The sequence below is a fragment of the Candidatus Neomarinimicrobiota bacterium genome, assembly GCA_021157965.1.
Taxonomy (GTDB): domain Bacteria; phylum Fidelibacterota; class Fidelibacteria; order Fidelibacterales; family Fidelibacteraceae; genus Fidelibacter.
Map to the genome: position 1 here is coordinate 1 of JAGGVO010000052.1, position 14,362 is coordinate 14,362.

The following is a 14,362-nucleotide window of genomic DNA, read 5'->3' on the forward strand; positions in this document are numbered from 1 at the left end:
GCCCGTATTCAATTAAGAGTTTCATTACATCCTCAATCATCGTACTTTTTTCCAGGCTCATTGTTTTTCCTTTCATTTGTGATTTACCTGAATTTGAAAAACTTTGAGCCTTTTTACAGAAAGAAAATTACACTGCCGAAGCCGGCTCTTATTTAAGATGGAACGGACATAATTGGTATAGTGAATGGATTCCCAATCCAGAAGGAAGAATAAACACCATCTGGGGATCGTCATCGGATAACGTATGGTTTGCGGGTGCATTAGTTCAGGCAGTGTTACCAATGTCCTGACACAATAAACCAACCATGAACATGCCTGTCGCAACCCCATAAATCTATAAACTTATAAACGTCTCAACGAAATAAAATGCTCAGCATTTCAATTTTATCCGCCAGGCTTCCAATGCCCTCCTGTGTGGTCAAATCCGGATTGAAAGCAGGTTCAAGGCGCTGAATGTATGTCAGGCTACGGTCAAAATGCCCCTGATTGAACGCCGCCGAAGCCAGGGTAACAAAAATCGTCTGATAGCTGATATTTCTGTTTCGGGAGAAAACCCATGAACTGTCCCTGGCTATTACTGCTTCACCCCGGGTCAGACACGAATCCCACTGTCCAAGAGCATGAAAGGCAAAGGTCATTCCGGCCAGTATCTCATCATATACCGTATCCAGTGTATCAGTGACATATAAACCGGTCCGGTAATACGAAATGCTTTGGGATACCGAATCCAATTTGCCAAGACTCCACCCTGCCCCGTTCCAGCCATCGGAATAACCAGGCTGGTCCTCCACAGATTTTATAAACCAGCGCCGGGCTTCTGCATAATTCCCGCTGACATAATAATCCCAGCCATATTCAGAAAGATCCTCACCTGTCACTTCATAGGCTTTACGGCAGGCTGTTAGTGAAGCCAGAACAGATAAGAGTATGATCCATTGTTTCATGTGTCCTCCTACCGTATCAGTGTCATTTTCAGGGTTTTCATATAACCGGCACTGCTGACAAAACGGGTAATATACACCCCGCTGGCAACCTGTTTTCCTGCATCCGTCTGTCCGTTCCAACGCCATTCATACCGGCCGATATCGAGTCTGTCATGAATCAGAGTGCTTATGAGCTGACCCCGAATATTATAAATATCACAGCGGATAATCTGATCAGGACCATCCTCAAAACCCACATCAAAAGTAAGGATGGTGGATGGATTGAAAGGATTGGGATAATTTCCGGTCAGCTCCGTTATTTCCGGCACAATGATGGTTTTCTCTCCCAGACGGTATTCCCCCATATCCCGGGTCCAGGCTTTTAGTCCATTGTTCCGGTATAAGGTGGGAATTTCCTGCCACACCTCTCCCTTTTTGACATAAATAGCCTGGTTTTCACGGCCTTCTTTCAGGGTAAGAAGAATCGGTTCATCAAATGTTTCCCCGGGAATACCCAAACGATAAAGCATCTGATCCGATGTCTCTGAATTAAACGTGGAATCCACCAGAAGAAGACTCATGTCACTCCCGGATGACCCTTTTTTTCCAAAGACGCTCAAATTCCCATCAGCACTCTGTCCGTTCCATGCTGATGAGGATTTTGTCATCACCACCGATATGTGCCGGATAATCTCAGCCGTACCGGCATAGCCGTAAGAGAGGACTCTGAGTTCATGAGTACCGGCTGTCGGCTGATGTAAACGGGCTGTGTAGGTATAAGGACTCAGAGCATTCAAGTTTACCGGCTCATCATCCACAAAAAACTCCACAGAATCAGCCATTCCCAGACTATCGTTGAGGATAAAATCAAAGTACTGATGAAAAACGGCATTCTGTACCACAGAGATGGAATATTTCCCTGTCGTCACCATTTCCACCATAAACCGGAGGATCACATCCTCTTCTCCCGGTATATTGGTTCGAATGAGCAGGGAATCGGATTGATATCCGTAATCCATCTGATCCGGATTCATTGTGGCTGAAATCGAATCCCGGACATTCCTGAGAATATTTCCGCCCATCTTTTCCAGTATTAACCAGTCCGGCTTATGAAGGCAATCCCATGTAAGGGGTTTGTATCCAACATTGTGGAAAATAAAGGTGGTATCATAATCCATTCCCAGAATATAGGTCATGTTCAGAGTATCGGGGTCGACATGCATTCCGGGAGGATCCAGAGAAAAAGTGAAGGTATCTGTAGAAGCTGTGGTAAATGCCTTATCAGATGCTGTTACAAACCAGGAGACATTTCCTTCCATAGCATGAGGAAAATTCAAAGATTGAACCGGCAGGGAAAAAATCGTATCAGAAGTTACAAACAGCGTATCCAGGGAATCTGTCCGGCAGGAAAACCGGTAGGTCAGTACCGGATTGTCCACATCCACAGCTTTGCCCCAGCGGAAACGTACCGTATCCGGCCATGCTTTTGTTAACCTTTGATTGTCAGGAGGGTACAAAATGTCAAATGGAGCCGGCGGGTCATTAACCGGAAGCAATGTCACCTGAAAAGCACTTGTATCCGATAAGGTTCGGTCCGACACAATCATTTGAATAGTTGCCACACCATACCAGTGTTCCTGAACCGGTATGATGATTTCATGATATCCCGTATCCAGACCGGTTGCAGCAGTAAAAGCGGGAATCGCCGTCGTATCACTGAGAACCCGGACTCGAAGAGGATCGGCTTCCACATCGGTCAGATGGACCCACACTGCCAATGTGCTGTCCTCGTACAAAGTTGTGTCGGGAATGGCAGCAATGAGGGGTTTGTCATTCGTGGGCGTAACTGTCAGTCTGAGGCTATCCTTCACGCTCTCCAGGCTGTCGTCCGTTGCGGTGATGTACATATCCACATCCCCGAAAAAATCCTTTGTGAGAAACAGAACCATTCGTGTTTGATACGATAACGGCAGGAATCCGCCGGTACGGGGTTTTTCTTTGGTAATTTCATCCGCTTCTTTAATTCCGGAGGATATAAAAGCCGTGCCTTTTTGACGGCTCAGGAGTCCTGAAACACCGTCTGTGCCTTTATCCCCCGATGCTGCCAGGAAATGGATTGAATCCACAGCATCGTCCCGGCTGAAAACCACGCTGAAACGGAGGCTGTCGGTCGCATCCATATCGTCGAAATAATTCTCAAGACGGTTTATCAGGGTATAATTTTGGGCATCTTCCGGAATGGTTTTATCCGGCAGGGGCAGAAGCACAAAAGGAGGATCATTCAGGGACAAAACCGTCAGGCTGAATGCCAGGGTATCCTCCAGCCCCGTATGGTCCCGGATAGCCAGGCGAACAACATGTGTCCCTACATCTTCATTATGAGTTTCCCACTGCAAAACGGCTGTTGTATCATTTTGCCGTGTCAATGTCATGTCTGATGGTCCCTCATCGATATACCAGTCAAGCTGTTCCGGTGCCAGGGTATGGCGGTTATTGTCGTCAGCACGGAGGGTCAGAAGCAATACCTGATCCTCAAAAATGCTGGTATCACCCTGAGTGCTGATAAAATCCGGGGCAGCCTGAATCAGGTATTGAAATTCATCCAGTCCCGGTGATTCCTGGACATTCCCGGCACTGTCCACGGCTGTTGTTTGGATTTCATACATTTCTTTATCATTCAGGGCCTGTGGCGGCAAAGTGGGATAATACCAGTTCCCTGTATTGGGGACACGTCCCTGAACCCAAATCTCACCGGATTGCCAGGCAGCTCCATTCCAGTAAAACCCGTCACTGTCACGCCGTATAACCAGCCGGACGCACTTTACACCGGCCCCGTCATCACTGCACGATCCCCGGAGTGTATCGTGAAGAACATAGTGTGTGTCGTACACATAATCACTCACAACAGGTGACGACATCGGGGTCATATAGTCAAACATAATACCATCGGATGTTGAAATATCCGAGACATTCCCGGCAGTGTCAATTGCTCTCACAGAAAAGAAATAGCTTTCACCGTGCTGATAACCGCCATCTATGGTAAAATCCAGTTTAAAAGTATCCAGACCGGCAGATTCCCAGGACTGGGGTAAGGAAAATGCATCACTCTCCACACGCATATCATACCGTTGAATACCGCTATGATTGTCTGAAAAATCTTTCCAGGAAAAGCCGAATGTTTGAAAGCGTGTATAATTAAGATCAAAATTCAGACTATCCATAACGGTTCCGGCTGACGGCGGAATCCTGTCCAGATAGACGGTTTCGGTGGCGCTTACACTGGTGGTTCTGTTCCCGGCAATATCCTCGAGGGTTGCCCTGATTTGAATCGTTTTCCCGTCACCCGTGTTGAAACCGCTCAGATCATTGTTGAGAATTTCATCCGTTATAGAGAATGTCTGGTCTGTAATATGGGGGATGGTCCGGATATTTCCCACAGTTTCCCAGGGATTGCCCCCCAGTTTCATCTCCAAAAAAGCCCGCCCGTTAATGAGAGAGGCATCTTCGGCAACAGGCACTATCACATCGATGGCGGTAGCCGATTGATTATAATAGCGGATATTTGGAGTCGATGCATGAATCACATCTTCACCGACAACAGTCACCTGACTGATGGTGAAGGATGCCGGCGGTGTATTATCCACGAGGAGGGATTGATTTCCCGAGAGGATGTGTACCGGATTCTCGGCCGGATCCGTCCCGGACAGGGTTACCACGGCATAACCGTCATTGTCACTTCCTGCCGGGATGGTTAATGCATAGGTAAAAAGGCTGTCCGACAAAGCGACCGGTGAAAGCAGTGCATTTAAAATATCATCATTGGTGCCTGTATAATTAATGGAAATGTGCGGATCTGATGCCATATTCTCAGAAAATTCAACCCGGATTGTCACGGCATCATTGGCTTTGACAAGGGTATCTGAATAAGTGATTACTGCTTCGGGAACCTCACGATCCAGAATGACATTGAGCACAGGACTCAGTATCCCGGCATTTCCTGCCAAATCGGTCAAACGGGCCGTAAAGGATTTAGGTCCGTCCGGGGGAATCATATCCCCGTTCAGGGTGAAAGCATAGGTTCCGGCACTTACATCCGTCACATCCAAAGTGTGTGTCAAAAGCAAGGATGCATTCACATAGAGGGTAAGCACATCGCCTGAGACTGCGGATAAGTCACTAAAATCCACTTCGAGGGTAAATGAATTACTTTCCTGCAGATTAATGTAGGAACCGGCTGAACAGACAGGAACCAGCGGTGCTGCAGGTTTATGGGCATCAATGGCGGGGCAGGCCGTGGCAGACGGCGGAGAATTGAAGGTATTACTCGTGTTGCCTGCCGAGTCAGCCAGGATCACCTGGAGCGGAACCTGCTCATTTTCTCCCCTGTCCGGATCCCCCTGAACCACTGTATAGACAGCCGTATATGAATTATTTCCATGATCGGTAAAACCGGTGGTAATCGTTTTTGTGTTTACCGTCAACGACGAAAGTACCAGGTTTGCTTCTTCTGCCCGGATAGTCACAGTAACCGAGTCTCCGATTTTCCGCCAGCCTGAAGAAGGTGAATAGGCTGCAGAAGTAATCACGGGACGGTTGGCATCCACAGAGGGTGTTAAAGATGGAGCCGGTGCGCTGGTATAGGCAGTATTCGTATTCCCGGCAGGATCTGAAAGGACAATGCTTACAGGAATCTGGTCATTCATGCCCCGGTCCTGATCCCCCTCCTCAACGGTATATGTCACGATGTATGTCCCGTCCAAATTGTCTGTAAATCCTGTGACGGATTTTCCATTGATTGTGATGGCACTTTCCAGCAGCCCGGTTTCACCGGCTGAAAGAATCAGGTTTAGAGTTTCTCCGATTGACAGAATACCGCTTTGAGGGCTGAACCGGACACTGGAAATTGCAGGACGGGTGGCATCTACAGCAGGACAATTGGCTGCATCGGGAGCCGTGTCGTAGATTTGGCTGACATTTCCCACAGCATCCCGCAACTGAACACTTAACGGGAGCCGGTCTCCTTCTTCAATATCTGTATCCCCTTCCACAACAGTATAGCTCACCGTATAAGTATTATCCAGGTTGTCGGTAAAGTTTGCGACTGCTTTTCCGTTCACTGTGATTGACTCTTCAAAAAGTCCCGTTTCTCCTGCATTAAACGTTAAAAGCACTACATCCCCGATTTTCCGCCAGCCTGAAGATGGAGAATAACTGACACTGTACACAACCGGCTTATTGGCATCAATGGCCGGAGATACGGTAGCCGAAGGAGATACGGTATATACTGAACTATAGTTTCCAGCAGCATCCGACAGTTGTATACTGACGGGAATGGTTTCATTTTCTGCAACATCCGTGTGTCCGGCAGCAATTGTGTAAAGCACGATATAACTTCCATCCCCCAGATCCGTAAAACCTGTAACTGAGTGATCATTGACCATTATGGAAACAGGCTGCAGGTTTGTTTCCGCTGTATTGATGGTCATGGAGATGGTCTCGCCGATTTTTCGCCATCCTGAAGCAGGCGAAAAGCTGACACCCGTAATCACCGGTTTATGGGCATCCACCGCCGGAGATACGGTTGCCGAAGGTGGATCTGAAAAAACGGCGCTTTCATTGCCGGCCGCATCTTTCATGGTTACACTCAGGGGAATCTCCTCATCTTCATCCACATCGGTATCCCCTTCGGAAATAGTATATACCACAGAATACCAGCCGGTCCCCAAATCTGTAAATCCGGTGACATTTTTCGAATTCACCCGGATGGTCCCGGCAGTGAGTCCCGTTTCATTGCCATTGATCAGCATCGTCACTGTTTCACCGATGGTATGATAGCCGGAAGTAGGATCAAAATTTACCTGAGTGATAACAGGCGCATTGGCGTCGATAGCCGGACAGGCACCGGCCAGGGGTGACACCGTATATGCCGCACTTTCGTTTCCTGCCTCATCCATGAGTGTCACGCTGACGGGAATCCTTTCACTTTCGGCAATGTCGGTGTGACCTGAAGCTACAGTATAAACCACAGTATATGAACCGTCACCCATATCAGTAAATCCACTGACACTTTCACCGTTTACCGTAATAGTCCCCTCATTCAATCCACTTTCGCCGGCATGGATGGTCATCGTTACGGTTTCTCCGATTTTCCGCCAGCCTGAAGACGGACTGAAGCTGACACCGGTCACCACGGGAGCCCCGGCATCAATGGCAGGTGTTGCCGTCGCCGGTGCTGCCAGGGTGTAGGCATCATTGGCATTGCCTGCGGCATCCTGTAACACAATATTGACAGGTATTTGGTCGGATTCACCAATATTATCATCACCTGCTGAAACGGTATATGTAACAGAATATGTCCCGTTTTCAAGATCGGTAAATGTTGATATTACATTTTTACCGTTCACGGTGAATGATGAAGCAGACAACCCGCTTTCACCCGCGTCCACGGTGAGGGTGAAATTGTCCCCGATTTTATGCCATCCGGATGAAGGATTATATGTCAGACTGCTGATAGATGGTTTATTGCCGTCAATGGCCGGACTCGCCGAGGCATCCGGGGATGTTGTATACGTTGAATTCTGATTCCCTGCAGCATCCGAAAGGATAAAACTGACCGGAATTTGTGAAGATCCGGTCACATCATTATCACCTTCTGAAACGGTATAAATTGCAGAATATGTTCCATCCAGATTGTCGGTAAATCCGGTAACTGCTTTCCCGTTGACCGTTCCGCTGATCTGTGTCAGCCCGGATTCACCGGCATTGAGTAAAATTGTGATACTTTCCCCGATTTTCCGCCAACCGGAGGCCGGAGAAAATGCCAGGTTGCTGATTACAGGCACATGGGCATCCACAGCCGGGCAGGATCCGGCGACAGGTGAAACCGTATAGGGAGAATTCTCATTTCCCGCATCATCCACAAGCGTCACGCTGACAGGAATCCTTTCTGCATCTCCAATATCCGTATCTCCGGAAGCCACCGTATACACCACACTGTAAGAACCATCTCCCAGATCGGTAAATCCTGTTACCGCTTTTCCATTTACAGTGATGGCTTTGTTATTCAGTCCTGTCTCCCCGGCTGAAATGGTGAGGGTTATGCTTTCCCCAATTTTACGCCAGCCTGTTGATGGGCTAAAACTCAAACCGGTAATTACCGGTTTGTTGGCATCAATGGCGGGGGACAGGCTGGCCGAAGGTGAAGTGGTATAGGCCGTATTCTGATTTCCGGCATCATCCTGTATTGTAATGGAAATAGGAATCTGCTGTGTAGGGCCCCGGTCCGTATGCCCGTCCACAATGGTATATTGCACAGTATATGATCCGTCATTGTTATCCTGAAGAGTTGAACTGACATCTACATTGTTCACGGAAATTGCGGTGGCACTGAGACCGGATTCACCGGTTTGAAATGTCATCAGTATCACATCACCAATGGGCAGAATACCACTGTTCGGGGAGAAAGATACTGCCGTAATGGCCGGTGAATTCCCATCAATACCGGGACACTGGGTAGAGGCAGGAGAACTTGTATAGGCATCGTTAATATTTCCCGCGGCATCCCGGAAAAGTACCCGGATCGGCACCGATTCATCTTCATCGATATCTTCATCGCCTTCAGAGATTGTATATTCGGCTGTATAGGTTCCATCACCGTTATCGGTCACCTGATCTGCAGCCTGTCCATTGATGGTAATCTCCTGAGTGATCAATCCACTCTCGCCAGCCTGAATGTTTAAACGAATTAAATCCCCCACTTTCAATAAACCGGTTCCCGGTGAAAAGGCAACGGATGAAACCACCGGTTTGCTGCCGTCAATAGCAGGACTGACATTTGCAGCCGGTGAAGTGGTAAATGCGGCGCTTACATTGCCTGCTATATCAGTAAGCTTTACACTTATTGGAATCTGCTGACTTTCCGTAATCGTTGCATGCCCCTCTACAACAGTATATGTTACCGTATATGTATTATCCAGATGGTCGGTAAAATTTGTCACGGCAGCACCATTAACGGTAATGGCATTTTCCGTAAGATCAGGCTCACCTGCGACAAGGGTCATGGTAAAACTGTCCCCGATTTTGTGCCACCCGGACGTAGGCGAAAAGACAACCGATGTGATAACGGGTTTATTGGCATCAATAGCCGGAGTAACATTGGGTAAGGGTGAAGAGGTAAAGGTATCGCTCAGGTTGCCGGCCTGGTCGGAGAGTTTCACTGAAATGGGAATTTGTTCATCCTCCGCCACATCATTATGACCCTCAATAATCGTATAAACCGCTGTATAGATTCCCCCTCCCTCATCGGTCATATTGGTCACATTCTGATTGTTCACCTGAATCTGGTTCCGGAGTAAATCGGTCTCTGTGGATGTTATCCGAAGGGTAATGGCATCTCCGATTTTATGATATCCGCTGGCAGGCACGAATGACACTCCGGTAATCACCGGTTTATTGGCATCGATGGCGGGGGACTGATCGGCAGAAGGCGATGTGGTATATGCCACATTGGTATTGCCTGCAGCATCTTCAAGCACGATGCTGATGGGTATTTGTTCATTTTCCCCAATATCAGAATCTCCCTCTTCAATGGTATATACAACGGCAGAAGCAGTCCCGGCGGTGACATTTTTCCCGTTGATCTGAACACTGTTGATAATAAGATCCGTATCATCACTGGCATTGATATTGAGGGTGATGCTTTCACCTACTTTCCGCCAGCCGGATGTCGGTGAAAAACTGACGCTGTTGATGAGGGGCGGGGTTTGGTCCCAGGTCATCACCACTTCATCGGAATTGGACATGCCGGCTGAATCGGTAACCGTCAACCGAAGTGTATAATCGCCTTCCTGGCTGGCCCAGACGGTGGTTGTCGCCTTTGTGGCATCCCCAAAAACGATGGAGCCGGGTCCGGAAACCTTACTCCAGGCATAAAATTCAATGCCGATATTATCCGTGGAAGAACTCCCGTCAATATCGGCTGTATTTGCCGCGGAAAAATCATCACCGGCAATTGCCTGAGGTCCTTCTGTATCCCCTTCCTGCGTCAGGATAAAAGAATTTCCTCCGGTAATGCTCAGCACGGAAGACCTGGCATCCGATGAGTAGGCATTTCGGGTAAAACGGATGGTAACAATGGCAGTTTCACTACCCGACGCGGGATAAATGGATTCTATCCAGGTATCAGCAGGGTTTTTGGTGACCGTCCATCCTTCATCGGCTGTGATGGTAAAGGTAGTGGATGTAGCGGTTTCACTGACTACTTTACTGCCGGGACTCACACTGATGCTACCATACGCGAATCCGGTAAACAGAATCAACAAAAAGAGAAGCCGGGAAATCCTTTTAAATTTATTCACAATCATCCCCTTATCAGAAGACCACAAATCCCATTCTGATTCCCAGCTCCAGCCAGTTTCCCCACCCGTTTCCCAGGATATCCGAAGTAAAAATCATCCGGGCACCTGCCTGAACCGGAAAACGTTTACCCTTTATAAGCCCGTAACTCTGTTCCAGGTAAAATCCCGGTGCATCTTTTACGATACCTGCCCCAACGCTGAAAAGGCCGGGATGAAAAGGCCGTTCAAGACTGAGAAAAGCCGCAACACCGGAATAGAGCCCCCCCCGGGGCAGGGAATTTTCAAACCGAAAGGTAGAAATATCTACACCGGCATGGATTTTTTTAAACAGAAGAATCGGCAGACGGGTACTCATACGAAAATCCACCGATGAATTCCAGGTCATAAGATCCACACTCACCAAAGTGGGTGAAACAACACCGACTGAAACAATAAAACTCCGTTTTTCTTCTGTCTGAGTCCCTATGTTTTGGGCGGGTGCGGAGGCTTTTGTCTTTTCAGAAAGTTCCGATGGTTCATCGACAACTTCTTCCGGAAAAAGAAAAAGGTCATCAACACTTTCCACTGTTTCCCCTTCTAAAAAGAGATCCAATTCGTCGACAGGTTCATCACCTGTCGTCAGGGTATCCTCCATTAAAAACGGATCTTCCTCCTCTATCCCAAAAAGGGCATCAAAATCATCCTGTGCAAACACCGTGGCGTAAAAAAACAAGAAACACGTAAAAATCCCGAAAAACAACATTGCTTTTTTCATGGCTCACAATCCATATATTGGTTTTGGGGAAACATCTGTTTAACCGGATACTCCTTAACAGATTAAATTTAACGCCCATTATCAGTAAAATCAAGATATTGAATATTTAAAACTTTTTATACTGATATTTTATATCAGCGATACCACAGCCATTCTACATTCAGAACGAACATCCGGTCGTTTGGCATCAGATTTCGTGCAGTATAGACCTCTTGTTGAAGGGCATTTTCAATACCGGCGGAAACAATCAACGTTTTCACACGTGCAGATATTTTCCCGTTAAGGGTCCAGTCGGAAACTGTGTCTTCGGAATATTGATCTCCCGGGACAAAGCCCGGCAGTTCAGGGATAAAATAGAGAGTTCCGGGATCATCATGCGCCTGCCAGAGCCCTTCAACACGAAAGGTCAAATCCAGATTTTTAAACAGGGTTGTGCCGGCCTGAATCCCCGGCATGATATTTACTCTTCCGGGATGATACCAGAGATATTCAAGTCCGTTAAAATCCCGGTAATTCCAGGACAGACCGGCCATGAATCTTCCTTTACCGATTTCCAGGCTTCCTTCACCCTGCATGAGGAGGGCAGGATCATCGTTCACGGCTTCTACACGGTTTGCAGAGGTATTATATTGAAGGGCATAGGTTTCGGCACGACGGTAGCTCCAATGGTGACTGGCACGGAGCCGTACAAACCGTCCAAAGGATTTGTCAAATGCAAACCGGGCTGTAACAAAATCGGCTTCTGTTTCTGCCCCGTACCGGGTTATCAATACAGCCGGATAGAACCGGGCTTCCAAAGCAATCTTTGCACTGAGACCCCATTGAGAGAAGGCAATCCAACCCTCATAGCAAAAACCCGATTCATTATTGGATGAAAGGGTAAAACCTGCTTCACCAAAAGGGTGATAAAGGGTGGGAACAAGATTGACCTGTGAAAAACGAAAGTGGTCATCTCCCGGCCAGGACTCATACCATTCCCCTTCCAGATTCACTGACCACCAGTCTTTAAACAAGATCAATCCACCTACCATTTCAGCATATTGGGTGTTGCCTGTAAGCAGTGAATCGCCCCGATTCGGTTTAAAACGTCCATACTGTCCGTCCAGATATGATTCAATGTCCACATTTCCGGCGGACTTTTTCATGTGCCAGTTCAGGTTATGAGTCCGGGCATCCCATTGAGTGAATTGATTGGAGAGAGGATTATACAGTTTCGGTTTCGTGTTGACCACACTGAGTTTCAATGTATGATCCGGGCTTTGACAGACCGCCAGAAAATCATTTTTCTTCAGTTGGCTGTATCCCTCATAAGTCAGCCATTGTCCGGACAGGATCCAGCGGTTATCTGAAGAAACGGGAGAAAAAAACACCCGAACATCAGAGAGTCCGAAATCACCGCTTTGCCAGATTGCTTGTGAAACAGTGGAATCAACATCCGGGACCTTTCCGGGATGTTGTGAACGAACCCAGTTGCCTGAAAGGCGGGTTATGCCGTCCAGATCATCCGGTAAAAAGGTAAATTCACCCCCGTATCTTTCAATACCAAGATCAAGACATTGTGCAGGTAAAAAAGAAACAGCAATCAGAATTATCAGGATAAATCTGCAAATCATAAAAAACCTCATGAATCCAGATAGTGAGTATATTTTTTGGTGACAATCTGAATTAAAATGGGCCCTAAAATGGCAAAGATCAGGGTATTTGAAAGAATATGTATTGCGTAAAAAGGAAGTCCGGAGAGGTAAGTCACCCATATTTGCGGACCGGTAAAGCCGGAAGCGAGAGGAAAGGCCAGGCTTGTCAGGCTGTCATACACAAATGTCAAAACCAGACCTGCTGCACCAAAAAGGAAAATCAGCATCTTTTTTTCGGTCCGGATATTCCGGACTACAGGCCGCAAACCAAATCCTGCGGAAGCGACGATGCCAAATCCCAGAAGTTGTGCCATTAACATGGGAGGATAGGCAAGTCCGCTTCCCATGGGGTTGGCAACGGAAAAAACAAGTTCTCCCAGAAGGGCAACAAATACACCCCGTATCCATCCCAGAAGGAGTCCGCTTAAAAATGCAATGAAAAGAATAAATTCCACGTTGGGCACGTACAAAAAGGCGTAAGCAAGTCCCCAGAACAAAGCCAAAAATACACCCGTCTCAACAAAGCGGCGGTTTCGTTCAAAATGCGCATAATTATTCGTCATGGTTCTCCTCTTTCAGAATGGGTATACGGAAATAATTCCGGTTGCTGGTCCAGATGCCCTCAGTGAGATCTTCCTCCCGGATTTGTTTCATCATATTCATACGGGCATCCAGTTCATCGATATAGTGAACAAGCAGAGCCTCATGGAAAGCCGGCTTTTTGGGGGCCTGGTATTCATATTCCCCCTGGTGGGCCAGGATAATATGTTCCAGCTTCAGGGCCGTCATTTCCGGGAAGCCCTCAATTTTCCGGATATAATCCCGTATCAGGCTGTATCCCTGGACCGTATGGCCGATGAAATTTCCTTCATCGGTATAGAAATTGTCCGGGAAGCCGTTCAATTCCTCAAGTTTGCCGATATCATGGAGAATAATGCCACTGATCAGAAGATCCCGGTTTACAGGATACACATCCGCGGTCGTTTCTGCAATGGTCACCATGGTATACACATGTTCCAGAAAGCCGCCCACATAGGCATGATGAAGCTTCAGGCTGGCAGGATGATTTTTTATCTTTTGTTCATGATCCTTGCAAATGGCCATAGTCAGTTCTTTCAGCCAGGAATCTTCCATCACGGATATGGCATTCAGAACCGATTCCCACATCAGTTCCCGGTCTTTTTGTGTGGCCGGAAAAAAGTGTTCCCATGAAATCCCCATCTCTTCCAGCTCCTGAGAGGTCAGCGGTTTAATGGAAACAACAATGAGTTGCAGGGTCCCCATGTATTCTTCACACTGTCCACGGACCCCCACGGGAAATCCGGTTTTCAAAATACCGGCGAGTTCCTGTCCTTGCTCCCACACCTTGGCATTGATCCGTCCCGTCCTATCTCCCAGGATTAAATCCAGGTAGGGTTTTCCGTCACGAGTGCGCCGGAGGGTTATTTCCCGTATCATCAGCACGGAAGCAACCGGACTGTTAGCCTTGAATGCTTCCACCTTTTTCAGCTCATTCCGTGTCATTGCAATCTCTCGTCTTTTTCCAATCCTCAATATACATAGTAACACAAACCTTTAAAGGATTAACAAATCCCTCTTAATAGCTTAATGATTATTTTTGTATCATTCAATAAATAAAGCTGTAAAGTATTTTAGATTTTTCAAAGTTTTTTTCTATATTTCAACCTGTAATGT

At 47.3% G+C, this 14,362-nt stretch carries 6 protein-coding genes; all 6 read right to left on the reverse strand.

The window, feature by feature from the left end; genetic code table 11:
- Positions 1-353: 353 nt before the first annotated feature.
- The 6 genes from J7K63_08460 to J7K63_08485 all read right to left on the reverse strand — a co-directional run bounded on the left by J7K63_08460 (position 354) and on the right by J7K63_08485 (position 14,191).
- Positions 354-944 carry a hypothetical protein gene (locus J7K63_08460; GenBank protein MCD6235050.1) on the reverse strand — a complete coding sequence of 197 codons (591 nt, stop codon included), beginning with the start codon at positions 942-944 and terminating at the stop codon, positions 354-356.
- An 8-nt stretch (positions 945-952) separates the two neighbouring features.
- Entirely contained in the window at positions 953-10,279 is a 9,327-nt protein-coding gene (locus J7K63_08465) for a hypothetical protein (GenBank protein MCD6235051.1), read from the reverse strand.
- A gap of 13 nt (positions 10,280-10,292) precedes the next feature.
- Positions 10,293-11,033 carry a hypothetical protein gene (locus J7K63_08470; protein ID MCD6235052.1) on the reverse strand — a complete coding sequence of 247 codons (741 nt, stop codon included), beginning with the start codon at positions 11,031-11,033 and terminating at the stop codon, positions 10,293-10,295.
- Between the two features lie 134 nt (positions 11,034-11,167).
- Positions 11,168-12,646, reverse strand: coding sequence for a hypothetical protein (locus tag J7K63_08475; protein ID MCD6235053.1), 1,479 nt, complete (start codon positions 12,644-12,646; stop codon positions 11,168-11,170).
- Between the two features lie 8 nt (positions 12,647-12,654).
- On the reverse strand, positions 12,655-13,230 hold the full coding sequence (locus tag J7K63_08480) for a hypothetical protein (protein MCD6235054.1): 576 nt from the start codon (positions 13,228-13,230) through the stop codon (positions 12,655-12,657).
- Positions 13,220-14,191, reverse strand: a complete 972-nt coding sequence (locus J7K63_08485; GenBank protein MCD6235055.1) for an HD domain-containing protein — start codon at positions 14,189-14,191, stop codon at positions 13,220-13,222. Before J7K63_08485 ends, J7K63_08480 begins: the two co-directional genes overlap by 11 nt.
- Positions 14,192-14,362: the final 171 nt, after the last annotated feature.

What these genes read in the sequence shown, in the direction of transcription:
- J7K63_08485 (MCD6235055.1), bottom strand. Translation starts at nt 14,191, where the DNA reads ATGACACGGAATGAGCTGAAAAAGGTGGAAGCATTCAAGGCTAACAGT.
- J7K63_08480 (MCD6235054.1), bottom strand. Translation starts at nt 13,230, where the DNA reads ATGACGAATAATTATGCGCATTTTGAACGAAACCGCCGCTTTGTTGAG.
- J7K63_08470 (MCD6235052.1), bottom strand. Translation starts at nt 11,033, where the DNA reads ATGAAAAAAGCAATGTTGTTTTTCGGGATTTTTACGTGTTTCTTGTTT.
- J7K63_08460 (MCD6235050.1), bottom strand. Translation starts at nt 944, where the DNA reads ATGAAACAATGGATCATACTCTTATCTGTTCTGGCTTCACTAACAGCC.
- J7K63_08475 (MCD6235053.1), bottom strand. Translation starts at nt 12,646, where the DNA reads ATGATTTGCAGATTTATCCTGATAATTCTGATTGCTGTTTCTTTTTTA.